Raw genomic sequence first — 16,459 nt, 5'->3', positions numbered from 1 at the left:
GAGCAGAAGTGAATGAGTACAATGGTGGGGCTACAGTTTACTGTCCGCAATTCTGCGGGCGAAATTGACACAGGCAATATTCCTCTCGTGAATGACGTAGAAGTCATTCGGATGGCAGGAATCGAAGATATCTCCCTAAACACAACGCAGGCCGCGATTTCGGGTTATACACGTAGTGGCGGGGATTTGATCCTTACGTTGGTCGGAGGCAAGGAAGTGCGCCTCGAAGGGTTCTTCGTAGGCGGCGAAAAGGAGATTTTGCTCTCCGAACGCGGGTTTATTTCGGAAGTCGAGTTCGAAGATACCTCTGAGGGTGCGCTTGTGGCGAGCTACGGAGACGTAGACCTGTCAGGCAAGTGGAGTGAATACGACCAGTTGGTCTTTCTTGATCTGGAGCGTGTCGAGCCTGTGGTTGCGCCAGTTCTCGGTGCAGGGCTTGGGCCACTTCTCGGTCTCGGAGGTGGTGCTGCGGCAGCGTTGGCAGCGGGCACTATTATTGATGGCGGCGGTAATGGCGGGGCTGCGGATACGACTGCGCCCGATGTTGTCATTACGGGCGGAACCGAGGGCACAGGCACGATCGTAAATGGCGAAGATTACGATAGCGGCAGTTTTACCATTTCGGGTGAGGGCGAGCCGGGTGCGACCATTGATGTAACTGTCAACGATACCACCGAGACCACAACGGTTGGTGATGATGGTTCTTGGTCGGTCGACTTCGAGAGTGATGCGATCGATGAAGGTGAATATTCTACGGATGTGACCGTGACAGCCACCGATGACGCAGGCAATTCGACGACTGTGACTGACTCGCTTCTCGTTGATACGGAAGCCGAAAATCTGACCTTTGATACGGTTGCGGGCGATAACGTGATCAACATCGACGAAGCAACGGGCGACGTCACTGTTTCAGGTACGTCCGAAGCAGGGGCGACGGTTGTTGTTACAATGCAGGGCCAAGAGGTCGAAACGACCGTGGCGCAGGATGGGACATGGAGCGTTGTCTTTGATGGCACGCAATTCGCGCCTGGCACTTACGACAGCACGATTTCCGCAACGGTGACCGATGCTGCGGGCAATGCTGCGAGCTATACGCATGATGTGCATGTCGATCTCGAGAGCAGTTTGACCGTCGATGCGGACTCGGCAGGCGGTGACGGGACCGTCAACCTGAGCGAAATGCAGTCGGGTGTTGCGCTATCGGGAACAGGTGAGGCGGGGTCTACTGTCGTTGTGACCGTCGCTGGCGTTTCGCGCACGACGACGGTTGGCAATGATGGATCGTGGACGGTCAACTATGCCAATGGCACTTTGCCGCAAGGCACATACGATGCAACGGTTGCGGCGGTGTCCACAGACGCGGCAGGTAACACATCCACGACCTCTGGCACGTTCCACATCGACACCGAGATGGGGGTCGCAATCGACCCGAACCACTCTGGCGGCGACAATATTGTGAACCTTAGTGAAAGCGGTCAGCCACTGACTTTCACAGGCACTGCAGAGCCAGGGTCTACTGTGGTGGTGACGCTTCAGGGCGTGGATATGGAGACAACCGCAGGCACAGATGGTGTTTGGAGCGTAACGCTTCCTGCGGGGACTTTGCCATCGGGCGAATATAATACGACGCTGACGGCTGTGGCTACCGATGCCGCGGGCAACACTGCAACCTCGGCAACCTCGGTGCGTGTTGATACGGAGGCGGGCGATGTCGCGTTGTCATCAAGCCCGATTGAGGGTGACGATATCATCAACTTTGAAGAGGCGGCCGATGGTGTCTGGGTCACAGGCACAGCGACGCCGGGTCTGGATGTCGTCGTTACCTTGGGTGGCGTGTCGCACACCGTTCGGGCGTCGTCAGGCGGGTCATTCGCTGTCAAATTCGCAGCGAGCGAAGTGACCGCAGGCGAATATATGACCGAAGCTACGGCGACGATCACCGATGATGCGGGCAATACCAAGACGGTAACCCGCGCAGTTGAGGTCGATACTTACGTTAATAACTTCAACAATCTAACAAGTTTTGGCGGCTCTGATGGAGTTGTAAACAAGGTTGAGGCTGATGCAGGCGTCGGGCTGAACGGTCAGGTAGAGCCGCATTCCACGGTGGTCATTACGGTTGGTGGTTCGGAATTTACCACCATTGCCAATGGCGCGGGCGAATGGTCCTACACACTTCCCGCGGGCATTGTTCCATCGGGCGAAGGCTCTATGCCGATCCAGGTGGTCGCAACCGACCGTGCGGGCAACGTGGCGCGCCTGTCCGACACCTTGACCTATGACACGCTTGTCACCGAGCTTGGCATGGATAGCAATGTTGGCGGTGCCGATGGTGTGTTCAATGGCTCGGAAATGGACGGCGGACTTACACTGACGGGCGAGGTCGAGTCAGGCTCGACGGTGTTCGTTACAGTTGATGGAGTCCGCAAGGAAGCGCAGGTTGACGGGAACGGCAACTGGACTGTGTCCTATGATGACGGGGTTATCGCAGGCGGCGAGCGCAATGCGGAAGTGACCATTGAAGCCAAGGATGCCGCAGGCAACACCTTGACCGAGACATCGCAAATCGAGATCGACACCATTGGCACCGAGCCTGTTGTCGAAGCCGTGATGCGCGACACGACAGGTGTACGGTCCGTTTCTATCGAAGAGACTACTGATGATGTGACGGCTTTTGCTGTCAGCGAGGCCGGACAAGTTACCGAAGTGGCTTCGACCGATATCGACGTGGGCGGCGAGACCATGATGGTGTTTGGCAACAAAGTCCCGAACGGATCACAAATCGTACTCTCTTCCGAAGACACTGCGGGCAACCAATCGGACACCCTGTTCGTACTCGACACGACGAACGAGCGTCCCGAAGGCGCGATGTTTGAGGTGGATCTCGACAATACAGGTCTCGACGACTTCGAGCTTGGCGCAATCGACCTTCAATTCGTGAATGGCGGCCAAGTGACGCTCAATGCGGCTGATCTGGATCGTCTTGCAGGCGTGAATGGAGCGATCACAATTCACGGTGGCGAAGATGACCGCGTGGTGCTCGAGGGCGCAACACATACTGGTCAATCGACTGACGTCGATGGGGCGACCTACGATGTCTACACGTTGGGCACCGAAGGACAGGTTCTTGTTGCTCCTGAAATCGAAGTGGTGCTGCCGTAGAGGACACGATGGTGTTCAATAGGGTCCAGTTCGCGCGGGTGTTGAGTGAGGGTTTTATGCGCAAGGGTCTATCAATCTGTATCTTGATCGGAGCGACGACAGCTCTATCAGGATGCATGGACGCACCCGTGATGTCCAAACTCTCAGAGGTGAAACCGGTCGCGTTTTTGCGCGACCAGATGGCCGACCCTCCTGCTATGGATGAAGGCGCGTCGCAACTTGCGGCTGCCAACACCAATACGGGGTCCGAGATCATTTCGGGCCTCATTTCGCGCCGCAGTGTTCTGGACGATGGATCACCCTACGCGCAATTGGCCTCAAGTTTGCTCGATACCTCATCGGGTGTGGCGCAAGCAGAATTGCGTGCGGCCAAAATGCGGTCGGTGTCGCGTGACAAAAACTGGTTGCCCACGATTGGCCCGTCAATCTCGCTGACCTCTTTGGGTGAGTTCGCCGCGGGTCTTTTGATCAACCAAGTGCTCTATGACAACGGCAAGAAAAAAGCCGAGCGTGAATTCGCCGCTGCCGATGTTGAAGTGGCGGCTGTGGCTTTGGCCCAAGACGAAAACGATCGTGTGCATTCAGGGTTGGAATTGTTGGTGGTGGCCGCAGAAGCCCGCGAAAAAACGATCATGGCGGAAAGTGGCCTTGGCCGCATGCGTGAGTTTAACCGTGTCGTGAGCGAGCGTGTGCGCGGGGGGCTGTCTAGTCTTGCAGACGAGCGCGTTGTCCATTCCAAGATTTCCGAAATGGAGCATGAAGCGTCGACACATCGCGAAGCCCGCGACAGCGCCCTCTCTGAATTGCAGTCAATGATGTCGGGGCATTCTGTGCCTGATCTGACAGAACCACGGGGCGTGAAATTGCCGTCGTCGTCACTCGAGAGTCTCGACGTGGTGCGTGCGCGCGCTGAGGCTAAACGCGCGGCAGCAGAGGCTCGCGTAGAACGGGCATCGCTATTGCCTGCCTTGTCGGCGACAGGTGTGTTGGGCAAAAACGGCTCTGCATCTCTTGATTACGAAGGCAGCGGATTGGGGCTTGGAACCCGCGCCGAAATGGAGGCTAGCAAAGCCCGAGAAGGTGCCGCACTTGCCCTCGTCGCGCAGGCGCAGGAGACCGCGGCGCGGCAGCGGTCGCGGCTTGAAAGCAGCTTACAGGCTTTGCAACGCAAAGAACGCGATGCCGCAGATCAGGTTCAACAATCACGTGCCAATTACCGCCTGTTTCAAGATCAGTTCGAAGCGGGAAAAAAGACCGTCATGGATGTCTTGGGGGTCTATGAGCAAATGGTCCGTGACGAGTTGAAGCACATCGATGTCAAATACGACATCGTCCAGACCCAGTTGGAAGCGGCCCGTTTGGCTGGCACTTTGGCAAACGGAGCGGACATTTGAGTAGGGGGAGCAAACTGGCATTCAAGATCACGTCGGCGCGGCCTATCGCGCCCAAAGACGTGTCGAACAAGACCAAAGCGCCTTTGAATAAAATTGGACCGATGACCGTTCATTTGGGCGGGCGTCCGAAAACTGTCCCCGTGGCAGATACGCCAGAACCAACGGCCATTGATCCACACCAGGAGAAAAAGGCCGCTGCTGCGAAGGCTGTGCGAGAGATGGCGGCCAAAGCGGCTAAAGAGGCGAAAGCCCGCGAAGAGCGACTTGCTCGTGAAGTAATTGAAGAACGCAAAGCCCGTGAAGAGGCAAAGTCAAAGCGGCTTGCTCGCGCACAATCTGCGGCCAACGGGGCTGCGTATGTGAAAAAGGACGCGGAAACGGTTAAGGCCGAGGCCAAAGCGCGTGTTGCCGAGCGGCTCAAGCAAAACCGCGAGGCCGAGCAGGTGGCGCGAGCGCCTCAGTCCGCGCCTGTGACCGAGCCGGTCCAAGACCCTGCCGCGCCGCAGGCTGTTGAGCCGCAAGCCCAGCCGACAATCGCTCCTCCAGACGTAGCGCCGCAGCCCGTTCCAGAACCGACCGCGCCCGTTTCTCCCGCTCCCGCAGCGATCACAAAGCAGATCGTGCAGCGCGCTGAACTCGTTACCTTGTTGGCCTCGCGGTTTGGTGTCCTTGCCACGGTGGCAGATGTGCTCGACAGCTTCGGGGCGCAGAGCGGAGATATCGCGCCTGAGACAATGGCGCAGGCTCTCAAACAGACGGGATTGGATGCAGAAGTCACAACCGTGACCATGCTAAGGCCCAATCATTGGCCTGCCTTGGCCTATATGTCCTCTGGTCATATTGTCTTGGTGCTTAGCCAGAAAAACGGTGTTCTGACGATCCATGACCGTACAGCACCTGATCATACGGCTGAGGTTTTGGAGACAGAGTTTGCTCCTTTCTTTTCGGGCACGCTTGTGCGTGCGGGGAAAACGCTCGGTGCGCTGACGCGTTCCTATGTCCCTAACCTCAAAAACGACCATTGGTTTTGGGGACAGTTCAAAGGTTACAAACGCCAGATCGGTGAAATTGCCCTCGGTTCTCTCGTGGCCAATATGTTGGCAGTCGCTGTCGCGCTGTTTTCGTTGCAGGTCTATGACCGTGTAATCCCGCACCAGAGCCAAGCGACTTTGTGGGTCTTGGCGCTCGGTGCCGTTATTGCGATTGCTATGGAAGCTGTTCTTAAATTGGCGCGGTCGCGCCTTATGGATGGCTCGGGGCGTCAGATAGAGACCAAGGTGCAATCGCTTCTGATGGACCGTATCTTGGGAATGCGTTCGGATGCGCGACCCAACACGCCCTCGGGGCTGTTTTCAGCTATGCGTGAGTTTGGGTCTGTGCGTGAATTTTTCACCTCCAGTACTATCGGAACGATCGCGGATATTCCGTTTATCTTTTTGTTCTTCGCGCTTGTGGCCTCCATTGCAGGGCCAGTGGTGTTTTTGCTCATCGCCGGTGCCATTCTCATGGTTGTTCCGGGGTACTTTTTCCAAAAGCAGATGATGCAGCTTACTAAAGAGACCCAAGGGGCTTCGGCGCAGGCGTCACGTTTGTTGCATGAATCAGTGTTCGAGTTGGACACGATCAAGTCGCAACGCGGCGAGGATCGGATCAAACGGATTTGGGACGAATTGAACCTGCTGTCTTCGGTGAAATCCTCGGAACAACGCAAACTTGCGGGGCTTTTGACGTTCTGGTCGCAGGCCATTCAACAACTGACCTATGTCGGCGCCGTGGTCGCAGGAACGTATCTTGTCTTTGCGGGCGAGTTTACAGTCGGAACCATTATTGCCACAGGTATTCTGACCTCGCGGACGCTTGCGCCTCTGGCTCAATTGTCGGGCACACTGGCGCGGTGGAGCAATGTGAAAACAGCGCTCGACGGGTTGGACATGATCGCGGACTCGGTTCAGGACAATGATCCGACACGCAGCTATCTGCGCCGCGAAACGATTGCGGGCGATTTTGCTCTGCGTGAGGTCCAGTTCCGTTATGATACGGACGGAGCGCCGAGCCTTGATATTCCTGGTCTGGATTTGAAAGCGGGGCAAAAGATCGCCGTGCTTGGGGCCAATGGCTCGGGCAAATCTACCTTCCTAAAATTGCTCGCGGGCCTGTATGCGCCGAGCCAAGGGCGTGTGATGCTTGATGGGGCCGAAATGAACCAGATCGACCCGCGCGATGTGCGGCGCAATGTTGGCTACCTTGGTCAGGATGTGCGCCTGTTCGCGGGGACGTTGCGCGACAACCTGTCGTTGGGCGGGGTGATGCGTGGTGACGATCAGCTCTATTCAGCGCTTGATTTTGCTGGACTTGGAGCCTTTGTGCGCAGTCACCACCGTGGTCTCGATCTGGATATTCGTGACGGGGGTGAGGGGCTTTCAGTTGGACAACGTCAATCCATCGGTTGGGCCCGCTTGTGGTTGCAAGATCCCAGTGTTTGCCTGCTCGACGAGCCAACCGCCGCCCTTGACCAAGCGCTTGAGGCGAAACTGATCAAGCGGGTTGCGGGATGGCTGGAGAACCGCACGGCGGTGATCGCCACGCACCGTATGCCAATCGTCGATCTGACCGACCGCGTGATGGTGTTCAAAGGTGGTCGAATGGTTGTCGACGGCCCACGCGACCAAGTCACCGCACACCTTGCCAAAGCGCAAGGGAAGTCCTGATGGTCACACTCGATAATGTCCTTGAAAAAGATCTCGACAAACCCGGATGGGTGATCCGCATTGCGGGTCTGGTGGTCGTGGTCTTCATTTTGTGGGCCTCCATTGCCACGGTCGATGAGATTGTGCGTGCAGACGGGGAAATGATCTCTTCGTCGCGTTCACAAATCGTGCAAAACCTTGAGGGTGGTATCCTGTCCGAGATGCTCGTCAAAGAGGGCGATACGGTCGAAAAAGGGCAGGTTTTGGCACGTTTGCGCGGCACAGAGTTCCGTACGTCTACGGATGATCTCCAAGAGCAGCTAGATGCCTTGAGTGTGCGCCAGTTGCGGCTCGAAGCTGAACTTGAGGGGCGTGATACCTTTGATGTGCCCGAGGATTTGGCGGCGCGGGCCGAACGGGTTCTGGCCTCTGAACGTGCCCTTCTGACCGCGCGGACGGCGGATTATCTGGCGCGTAAAGATGGCGCGATGGCGGTGTTAAAACAGGCGGAGGCAGAGCGGTCCTTGATGGAGGATATGCTCACCAAAAACGTTGTGGCTCTGATTGAAGTGACCCGCGCGCGCAAAGCGCATTCGGATGCGCAGGCGAAATACAACGAGACCGTGAGCCAAGCCGAGTTGAAGCGAGCCGAGGAATATTCAGATACGCTGCGCGAGATTGCCTCTGTCAAACAGGCGCTGACATTGGCGCAGGACCAATTGGGCCGCACCGTGATTACATCCCCCATGCGCGGGATCATCAACGAGTTGACCGTCACCACAATCGGCGGCGTCATCCGTCCGGGTGAAGAATTGGTGCAGATCATTCCCATTGATGAGGAGTTGTTTATCGAGGCCCGTGTGCGCCCCGAAGACATCGCCCACGTTGAACCAGGACAAGCGGCAACGATCAAGTTGTCGGCCTACGACTACACGATTTACGGATCACTCAAAGGCGAGGTTAAAGTTGTGTCCGCCGATACTTTTGAAGATGAACGTGACCCCAATGCAGAGCCCTATTACCGCGTCACCGCGACGGTCGATTTGGGCGGTCTCACGGATCGTCAAAAGAATATCGAAATTCGCCCCGGTATGCGCGCGCAGGTCGAGTTGCACACTGGGTCAAAGACCTTTTTGCAATATCTTCTAAAACCGCTCTACAAATCGCGTGAGGCCTTTCGCGAGCCGTAAGAGCGCGTTAGGCTTTCGGGTATGAATGAGACCCCGATCAGAGATGCCGCTACGATTGTCGTCCTTCGCAAAGAAGGTGCGGAAGGACCGCGTGTCCTTTTGGGGCAGCGTGGTCAGGGGGCGGTCTTTATGCCCGGCAAGTTTGTCTTTCCAGGTGGGGCCGTGGATGACGCCGATTTCAGGGCGCCATTGAGAGGCGCTCTTTCTCCGATTTGTCAGGCACGATTGAAAACAGAGGCCGACCCCGCCTTGGCCCATGCTTTGCCCGTCGCAGCGCTTCGCGAATTGCGCGAGGAAACGGGTCTGGTGATGGAGGAGGCAACGGGCTTATCGTTCGTATTTCGCGCAATCACACCACCGAAGTTCGCGCGGCGCTTTGATGCGCGGTTCTTTCTGGCGGAAGCGTCCTTGATTGCGGGGGATCTTGATGATTTCAGCCGCGCCGAGGATGAGCTATCGCATCTGCAATGGGTGCCTCTAGAGGCCGCACGCCGCTTTGATCTGCCTTTCGTGACGCGGGTTGTGTTGGGCGAAGTCGAAGCCGCATTGCACGGGCCGCAACCGCCGGATCATGTGCCGTTCTATGACCATCGTGGTCCTATCGGGTCGGTGCGAAATATTCGATGACGAGCGTTAGAGATGCGTATTGGCGTCTTGTAACAGGCGTTTGTGTTTGCGCATTTCTGACAGCATCTCGCCAAATGTCGTGATGCCTCTCTCTTGGGCCATGCGCATCATTTTGATAAACACTTCCGCTGTTGCAACCGTATCACCCATAGCGGTGTGTCGCGCTTCCGCGGGAATTGTCACACCCAACCGGTCACAGATCGCGTCGAGTGTGTGTTCTTGGCTTTGGCCAAACACCACGGCAGAGAGAAGCACGGTGTCGAGAACGGGATTGGTGAAACTCACGCCAATGTCGCTCTCGTGACGGCGCAAGAATTCCAGATCGAACGGCGCATTATGAGCGACTAATACCGCGCCGCGCGCAAAGGAGTGCAGTTGCAGTCCGACCACGTCAATCGGAGGGGCGTCCCTGACCATCCCGTTGGTGATATGATGCACGGCGGTGGAGGTGGCGGGGATGTCGCGATTGGGGTTCACGAGACGGTCGAGGTGCTCACCCTGCACGACCTTGCTGTTGATCACGCGCAGAGCGGCGATCTGGCAAATTTCGTCTCCTTGAGAGGGTAAAAGCCCCGTGGTTTCGGTGTCGAATACCACATAGGTCAGATCGGACAGAGGCGCGTTGATGAGTTCTTTGGGAGGTGTTTTGGCCAAGAGGTCGAAATCATAGGTTACGCTGCGCCGTCCATCACTTGCTTGGCGTCGTGGGCGGTGCGCCTCGCGGATGGGGAGCTTGAGAACGGCCCGCGATCCACGGCCTTCCTCTGGCCATATCTCGGTGCCATGCATGTCGAGAATTGCGCGACCCGTCATATTGGCAAGCCCGACGTCAATCTCGCGGCGCATCCACCCGTCCAGACGATCCACCGAAAGCGGCTCGCCCGACCATCCAAGAGCAATCATTGCGCCTGTCTCCTCTGGCGTGATGAGCAGCGAGAGCGCCTTGGCCCCGTCACGGGTGAGGTTGTGGGCCACTTGGTCGATCAGAGAGATAATTTGCACAGCGTCGAGGGTGAGATTGATCGGCTCGGGCACGTCTGCTGATAGGGCGATCCCGTCTTCTTCGAGGCGCGCTGTCAGTGCATCGCATAGTTCCGCACCGCGCACGGTGCCCATCCGCCACCAGTCGCTTTTTGCGGCTTCGTAAGCAGCGTCCATCTCCCTGAACTCGGTGATGAGAGTGGCCATTTCAGACAGCATCGCGGCATCAAGGCGGGCGTCCTGACGCAGAGCGTCATCTGAAGCGCGTGCGTCGAGTGTGGTTTGCAACGTGGCCACAGAGGGGCGCAGGCGGTTGAACAAGCGGCGCAGAAGCGCTTCGCGGGCCACATGGACAGCGAGGTCATCGGTGACGTCCTCAAGGGTGAGAACATAGGGAGGGCTGGCCTCGCTTTCGGTCGGACTATGCATCAGGCGCAGACGCGCGGCGAGAGTGTGCCCGCCGTGGGTGGTGGCGACAGTGAGGGGGATCACGTGCCCGTCACCGCCTTCGCCCGCGCACAGTCGGCGGTAGGCGGATCGAATTGGGGCTTCACGCAAGTAATCGAAAATCGAATGGTCCAAGCCAGGGGCGTGATCTGTGTCGAGCAATTCGGCTGCGGCTCCATTGTAAAACGCAAGTTTGTGAGTGCCTGACAGAAGCGCAACTCCGAGAGGCATTTCTGCGGCGAGCGCGGAGAGTTTTGCCTTTTCTTCAACCAGACGTGTGGTTTCCTGCGCGACGGATTTCGCCAATTGATTGCGCGTTGATGACAGGTTTTGTGTGACAGCCCGCGCGGCGGGCGCGAGGTCGCCAAGGTATTTGGCGGTGGCCTCGTCCAGTTCATCGTCCACATCCGCATGGGCGCGGGCGAGCAACCCGCCCGATAGCCGTTGGATCGGTTTGGCGACATTTTCGTCGAACATCAGCCAGATCCACACGGTCACACCGAGGATGGCAAAGCTTGAAACGGCCCCCGCGAAAACGAAGCCATCGAGGGCTGCGGGAATGCCAAGGCGATGATATCCGAAATACAGCCCCGCAATGACCGCGCCGATGCCCGCGACGGACAGAAACGCAAAGAACAAAAAGACGCGCAGACGCAAGGACCAGTGTTCAATCTTCATGACTGCAGTCCTTGTGACATGTGGTTCACGGTGTCGAGCAGTTCGTGGACGGCAAAGGGTTTGGCGAGAAAGGCATCCGCGCCAAGGGCCATCGCCTTGCGGCGTTCGGCGGGGGAGGTGCGGGCCGACATGATCAAGACGGGCGTTTTGCCCAATTCAGGATCGCGGCGCAATTGTTGGCAGATTTCATAGCCTGACATTTCGGGGAGCGTCACGTCGAGTATGACGAGAGCAGGGGCGATGGCGCGAATGTTGGGGAGGGCTTGGCTGCCGATGGAAGCGCGTGTGACCTGATAGCCTTCGCGCTCCAGTAAGAGTGCGACGGCGATAGCGATATTGTCTTCATCTTCGACAAGCAAAATATGCTGTGGGCCGCGCATGTCTGTCTTCCCTCCGTAATGAGTGATGCGCTTTAGTCGAGCGCGGTGCAGGCCTGCGCCAAAATTGTGTCGCCCTCCTCCAAGGTGATCCAACTTGCGCCCGCGAGATCGGCATCTAGGTCGTCTGTGAAGCCTTTGAACACGTCAGCGCGGCGTCCCTGTTTGCAATCAAATGCAACGGGGACAATGGCGCCTTCTTGCCACCGCGACATCAAGTATAGGTCTGTCGCCACGATGGAGTCTTTGATCTGGGTCTTGCCCATATCCACGGCAATGAACCGCGTGGTGACGGGGGCGAAAAAGGTCCAAGGTCGCCAGATTTGTTTGCGCTCGATCGTGGCTGCGACAACTGTATTGGGGCCGAGAGCGACCGAGGTGCGATCGAACCAAGAGTATTCGCTCCAGATCGCAAAGCCGAGCATTGCGAGGCCTGCCGCCGTGGGGGTGGCCCAACGGGGCAACGCATTGCGTGTGAGTTTTTGGAGGAGCATGACGATACCCGCTGTGCCCCCACCAAGGGCGATGACGGCAATGAATTCGAGAAGCATGGGGATTGGACCCTTCTTTTAACTGCGCGCTGACGAGGAGCCGAGCGAGGATTGCATGGTGCGCACGATCACAAAAGCGTCGCGCAGGTGGGACCGTTCAAAGGCAGGAATGCTCGAAGGGCTCAGGTAGTTGTCGGGTGGCGTGCCTCTGCGCACCTGTTCGGCTTGATGTTCGAGGCGTGCTGTGGCGATGGTGTCATAGGCCGCCAGAAGATCGGCCCCGCCTGATTGGGAAATAACACCTGCGATAATCGCCGCGTCGATCCGCGCACGGGTGTTGACCGCAGGGCTACCGCTTTGAAGCGCATAGACACGGCCGAGGTCGACAATCGGGACAACGCCGTTGTGTTTCATGTCGAGGTGGCCGCGTTGTTCGCCCGATTTGATTGTCGCAAACCCGCGCAACAATCCAAGGGGCGGCGTGTGTTTGAGCGAGTTGGAGATCATATGCGCCACGAAGATCGAGTTCTTTTGGGCGGCAGCGAGTGATGCCTCTTGGAGTGGTGTGTAAAGGGATTCGTCGCCTGCAATCGGGCGCAGATCGAACATCACGGAGGCGAGCATTTGAGCTTCGTTATCGGGTTTGTTGATCCACCTATCGAAATAGCCCTCCCAAACCGAGAGACGTTGACACCATCTAGGCGTCATCGCCATCATATCTCCAGGGCAATAGACATAGCCGCAGGCGTCCAGACCGTCACAAACGTATTTCGCCATTGCGTTGAAATAGGTCATGTCGGTATCGGTCGCGGCGTTGTAGATGATGAGGCAATTGTCCTGATCGGAGACGCCTGTTTGCTCTTGGCGTCCTTGGCTTCCACAGGCTGCCCACAGGTAGGGCACAGGGGCGGTGCCAAACTCGCTCTCATACATTTTGAGCAGGCGGCGGGTGACGATATCGGCCACATCGGTGATCTTGCGTGTGACGACATCATGGGGCAAATGCGCCCCCACCAACTGCATGAGGAATGCGGGAAGACGGGCGGTCACGTCGGCCATCTCCGCGATGGTTTTGGCTTTGCTCAACTCGAATATCATCTGGGTTTGCGAGGAGCCGAAATAGCCCGTGATGTCGGTTTGCGTGACCATACCCACAAGACGACCCGCCTCGGTGATTGGCAGGTGGCCGATCTTGGCCTCAAGCATGGTTTGGATCACGTCCGTACCAAGCGCAGAGGGTTCCAAGGTAATGGGATCTGGGCTCATAATAGCGGAGACGGGTAGGGCGGTATTCAGTCCCTCTGCCAGAACTTTGTTCGTCATGTCGCGCACCGTCACGAGGCCTTTGAGAAGCGGACCCTCGGTTACGGCAAGGCAGGACACGCGGCGGTCGCGCATGAGGCGTGCGCCCTCAAGGATACTCATGTCCATCGGACAGGTCACAGGGTCTTTGGCCATGAGGTCGGAGACGTGCTGCGTCATCAACCCTGCCGCGGCCTGTGGGCGGTTTTTGCCGCGATTGAAATAGCGGGCAAAGGCGGGGTTACGGGCCACTTCGGCCTTAAAGGCCTGTGGGGTGAGGATCAAAAGCGTTGTGTCGGAGGCGGCGGTCGCGGTGGTTGCGGCCACGCCGTCACGCAGCAACCCGCGTTCGCCAAAATGATTGGACTTTTGCAGAAGCGAGACCTGCCCGCCGTTCACGTCGGTAATCTCTACTGAACCGTCTTTGATCAGGTAGAGGCCTTCGAGCAGATCGCCATGCCCATAGATCGTTTCCCCCTCTTTGACCTGCTTGCGGGCAAAAGAGTGTGCCAGCTCTTCCAATGCGTCGCGCGGCAGCACGTCGTAGGGGTGAGCCGTTTCGAGAAACGCAAGAATTTTGGCTGACGCATGCATCGGGGTGGTCCGTCGACTGAATGATAAACGGGCGCGAAAGCCGTTAACCTCCGCGCCCGCAGTATGGAGAGGGGCCAGCCCGAGGGCTAGCCCAAACCCGTTTTAGTGGTCTACTGCGGAGCCTGCGCCACGTGGGACGCGGATGCTTTCGACCAATTCGGCGATCTCCTCTGGCACATCATCTGTTGCGTTCGAAACGGTGAAGGCAACGATGAAGTTGACGGCCGCACCTACGGCACCGAAGGATGTCGATTTGATCGACAAGAGCAGCGGATCAGCATCGGTGAACGAATTGGTGCCTGGGATGAAGAACCATCCCTTGTGCAGGAAGATGTAGACGAGCGTCACAATCAAACCTGCGAGCATCCCCGCAACCGCGCCCTTGTTGTTCACGCGTTTGGAGAAAATCCCCATCATCAAGGCAGGGAAGATCGAGGACGCTGCCAGACCGAAGGCAAGCGCCACGGTTTGAGCGGCAAACCCTGGAGGGTTCATACCTAGATAGGTCGCAACTACGATCGCCACAGCCATTGCGATACGGGCGGACAGAAGCTCGCCCTTCTCGGTAATGTTCGGGTTGATCTGCGACTTGATGAGGTCGTGAGAGACGGCGGAGGAGATGGCCATCAACAGACCCGCTGCGGTGGAAAGCGCCGCTGCAAGTCCACCCGCTGCTACCAGTGCGATCACCCAACCAGGCAGGTTGGCAATCTCGGGGTTGGCAAGCGTGATGATGTCACGGTTCACATTCAACTCGTTGTCAGCGCCACCATTGTATTCGATGAGGCCGTCACCGTTTTTGTCTTCAAACCCGAGCAGACCCGTCTGCTCCCAGTTCTTCAGCCAGTTGATATCGTTGCCGCGTGCATCCACGCCCGCTTCGATCTCGGCGACAGAAAGCGCCGCACTGGTTGTGCCGTTGGGGTAGAAGGTGTCGAGCAGGTTCACACGCGCCATTGCGCCCACAGCAGGTGCCGTGAGGTACAACAGTGCGATAAAGACCAATGCCCAACCTGCGGAAGACCGTGCGGCGGCAACGGTCGGAACCGTAAAGAAGCGCACGATGACGTGAGGCAGGCCCGCAGTCCCGATCATCAGAGAGACTGTGAACAAGAACATGTTGAGCGTTGTGTCGTACTGTTTGGTATATTCGCTGAAGCCAAGGTCATTCAGCAAGCCGTTGAGGGTCTCAAGCAACGGCATGCCTGTGGATTTGGCGTCCGCAAACAGGCCGAGTGGTGGAACTGGGTTGCCTGTGAGTTTCAGCGAAATGAACACCGCAGGGATCGTGTAGGCGGTGATCAACACGACATATTGGGCCACCTGCGTATAGGTGATGCCCTTCATGCCGCCGATCACAGCGTAGAAGAACACGATGGTCGCGCCGATGAGAAGGCCTGTGGTCTTGTCAACTTCGAGGAAGCGCGAGAAGGCCACGCCTACACCCGTCATCTGGCCAATCACATAGGTCAGCGAAGCGGTGATCAGACAGATGACCGCAACGGTGCGCGCGGTCTGACTGTAGAAACGGTCGCCGATGAATTCGGGCACCGTGAATTTTCCAAATTTGCGCAGGTATGGCGCGATGAGCATCGCGAGAAGCACATAGCCGCCCGTCCAACCCATCAGGTAGGCGGAGGTGTCGTAGCCGCCAAACGAGATGATGCCAGCCATAGAAATAAACGACGCGGCGGACATCCAGTCCGCGCCAGTTGCCATGCCGTTGACGATGGGATTGACCCCACGGCCCGCCGCATAGAATTCAGATGTGGACCCTGCACGGGCCCAGATTGCGATACCGATGTAGAGCGCAAAAGTCGCGCCAACAACGATGAGGTTGAGGGTAAACTGATCCATTCTTCGGTTCCTTATTCGTCGACGCCGTGTTCTTTGTCGAGTTTGTTCATCTTGATTGCGTAGGTGAAGATCAGCACGAGGAACACGAGAATCGAGCCCTGCTGTGCGAACCAAAAGCCCAAATCCGTTCCGCCGATTTTAATGCCCGAAAGCAATGGCCGGAACAGGATGCCTGCACCAAATGAACACAGGAACCAGATCACGAGGCTGATGCCGATGATCCGTTTGTTCGCTGCCCAGTAAGCATTGTTTTTTGAGTTGTCCGCCATGTGCGGTCCTCCCTTTTGTCCCCGATTACGGTGCGGATAAATCCCCCGCTTGCCGTAATCACTTAACTGCAACACTGCGTTATGCCTGTGCCGCCTCCCGTCCCAGCCGACCCGCAATTGTGCGGGTCGGGGATCATGTCGCTGCCTTATGTTGTGGTGGCGACGCTTAAATTATACCACGTTTATGCTGACGTGGCGTAAAGAGAATTTTCAATCAGCTCATCGACGACGGAAGGGTCGGCGAGGGTTGATGTGTCGCCCATAGCTCCGGTGTCGTTTTCTGCGATTTTGCGCAGGATGCGGCGCATGATTTTGCCGGAGCGGGTTTTCGGCAGGCCCGGCGCCCATTGGATGAAGTCGGGCTTGGCGATCGGGCCGATCTCGGTGCGGACCCATTTTTCCA

The 16,459-nt window shown here is 57.4% G+C and carries 12 protein-coding genes; 5 read left to right on the top strand and 7 right to left on the bottom strand.

Translation table 11 applies throughout. The features are described from left to right. Positions 1-12: 12 nt before the first annotated feature. The 5 genes from ACN0TS_RS12235 to ACN0TS_RS12215 all read left to right on the top strand — a co-directional run bounded on the left by ACN0TS_RS12235 (position 13) and on the right by ACN0TS_RS12215 (position 9,060). A complete protein-coding gene (locus ACN0TS_RS12235; RefSeq protein ID WP_417259643.1) occupies positions 13-3,162 on the top strand; it encodes an Ig-like domain-containing protein in 3,150 nt (1,049 codons plus the stop codon). 131 nt (positions 3,163-3,293) lie between these two features. After that, positions 3,294-4,556 (top strand): TolC family protein, encoded by a 1,263-nt coding sequence (locus tag ACN0TS_RS12230; protein WP_417259642.1) that lies wholly within the window; start codon positions 3,294-3,296, stop codon positions 4,554-4,556. A 101-nt stretch (positions 4,557-4,657) separates the two neighbouring features. Continuing rightward, entirely contained in the window at positions 4,658-7,264 is a 2,607-nt protein-coding gene (locus ACN0TS_RS12225) for an ATP-binding cassette domain-containing protein (RefSeq protein ID WP_417259803.1), read from the top strand. Next, a complete protein-coding gene (locus tag ACN0TS_RS12220) occupies positions 7,264-8,433 on the top strand; it encodes an HlyD family type I secretion periplasmic adaptor subunit (RefSeq protein WP_417259641.1) in 1,170 nt (389 codons plus the stop codon). The genes ACN0TS_RS12225 and ACN0TS_RS12220 overlap by 1 nt, the downstream gene beginning before the upstream one ends. 21 nt (positions 8,434-8,454) lie before the next feature. Further along, positions 8,455-9,060 (top strand): NUDIX hydrolase, encoded by a 606-nt coding sequence (locus ACN0TS_RS12215; RefSeq protein ID WP_417259640.1) that lies wholly within the window; start codon positions 8,455-8,457, stop codon positions 9,058-9,060. Between the two features lie 6 nt (positions 9,061-9,066). On the opposite strand, the gene ACN0TS_RS12210 is transcribed toward ACN0TS_RS12215, so the two are convergent. From ACN0TS_RS12210 to ACN0TS_RS12180, 7 genes are all read right to left on the bottom strand, one after another. After that, positions 9,067-11,166 (bottom strand): exonuclease domain-containing protein, encoded by a 2,100-nt coding sequence (locus tag ACN0TS_RS12210; RefSeq protein WP_417259639.1) that lies wholly within the window; start codon positions 11,164-11,166, stop codon positions 9,067-9,069. Further along, positions 11,163-11,546, bottom strand: coding sequence for a response regulator transcription factor (locus ACN0TS_RS12205; protein WP_417259638.1), 384 nt, complete (start codon positions 11,544-11,546; stop codon positions 11,163-11,165). The genes ACN0TS_RS12210 and ACN0TS_RS12205 overlap by 4 nt, the downstream gene beginning before the upstream one ends. Positions 11,547-11,578: 32 nt before the next feature. Continuing rightward, a complete protein-coding gene (locus ACN0TS_RS12200) occupies positions 11,579-12,094 on the bottom strand; it encodes a hypothetical protein (RefSeq protein WP_417259637.1) in 516 nt (171 codons plus the stop codon). Positions 12,095-12,112: 18 nt separating this feature from the next. Next, positions 12,113-13,930, bottom strand: a complete 1,818-nt coding sequence (locus tag ACN0TS_RS12195) for a putative nucleotidyltransferase substrate binding domain-containing protein (protein WP_417259636.1) — start codon at positions 13,928-13,930, stop codon at positions 12,113-12,115. Positions 13,931-14,032: 102 nt separating this feature from the next. Continuing rightward, positions 14,033-15,787 carry a sodium:solute symporter family protein gene (locus ACN0TS_RS12190; RefSeq protein ID WP_417259635.1) on the bottom strand — a complete coding sequence of 585 codons (1,755 nt, stop codon included), beginning with the start codon at positions 15,785-15,787 and terminating at the stop codon, positions 14,033-14,035. A gap of 11 nt (positions 15,788-15,798) precedes the next feature. Continuing rightward, a complete protein-coding gene (locus ACN0TS_RS12185; protein WP_417259634.1) occupies positions 15,799-16,056 on the bottom strand; it encodes a DUF4212 domain-containing protein in 258 nt (85 codons plus the stop codon). 182 nt (positions 16,057-16,238) lie between these two features. Further along, on the bottom strand, positions 16,239-16,459 hold a 221-nt coding region (locus tag ACN0TS_RS12180), incomplete at its 5' end, for an AMP-binding enzyme (RefSeq protein WP_417259633.1).

The organism is Celeribacter sp. (assembly GCF_048266405.1).
Taxonomy (GTDB): domain Bacteria; phylum Pseudomonadota; class Alphaproteobacteria; order Rhodobacterales; family Rhodobacteraceae; genus Celeribacter.
This window is presented reverse-complemented; position numbering and strand designations above follow the sequence as displayed.

Excerpts from the sequence above, each read along its gene's own strand:
- ACN0TS_RS12225 (WP_417259803.1), top strand. The coding sequence starts at position 4,658 with ATGACCGTTCATTTGGGCGGGCGTCCGAAAACTGTCCCCGTGGCAGAT.
- ACN0TS_RS12215 (WP_417259640.1), top strand. The coding sequence starts at position 8,455 with ATGAATGAGACCCCGATCAGAGATGCCGCTACGATTGTCGTCCTTCGC.
- ACN0TS_RS12220 (WP_417259641.1), top strand. The coding sequence starts at position 7,264 with ATGGTCACACTCGATAATGTCCTTGAAAAAGATCTCGACAAACCCGGA.
- ACN0TS_RS12195 (WP_417259636.1), bottom strand. The coding sequence starts at position 13,930 with ATGCATGCGTCAGCCAAAATTCTTGCGTTTCTCGAAACGGCTCACCCC.
- ACN0TS_RS12230 (WP_417259642.1), top strand. The coding sequence starts at position 3,294 with ATGTCCAAACTCTCAGAGGTGAAACCGGTCGCGTTTTTGCGCGACCAG.
- ACN0TS_RS12190 (WP_417259635.1), bottom strand. The coding sequence starts at position 15,787 with ATGGATCAGTTTACCCTCAACCTCATCGTTGTTGGCGCGACTTTTGCG.
- ACN0TS_RS12235 (WP_417259643.1), top strand. The coding sequence starts at position 13 with ATGAGTACAATGGTGGGGCTACAGTTTACTGTCCGCAATTCTGCGGGC.
- ACN0TS_RS12210 (WP_417259639.1), bottom strand. The coding sequence starts at position 11,166 with ATGAAGATTGAACACTGGTCCTTGCGTCTGCGCGTCTTTTTGTTCTTT.
- ACN0TS_RS12200 (WP_417259637.1), bottom strand. The coding sequence starts at position 12,094 with ATGCTTCTCGAATTCATTGCCGTCATCGCCCTTGGTGGGGGCACAGCG.
- ACN0TS_RS12185 (WP_417259634.1), bottom strand. The coding sequence starts at position 16,056 with ATGGCGGACAACTCAAAAAACAATGCTTACTGGGCAGCGAACAAACGG.
- ACN0TS_RS12205 (WP_417259638.1), bottom strand. The coding sequence starts at position 11,546 with ATGCGCGGCCCACAGCATATTTTGCTTGTCGAAGATGAAGACAATATC.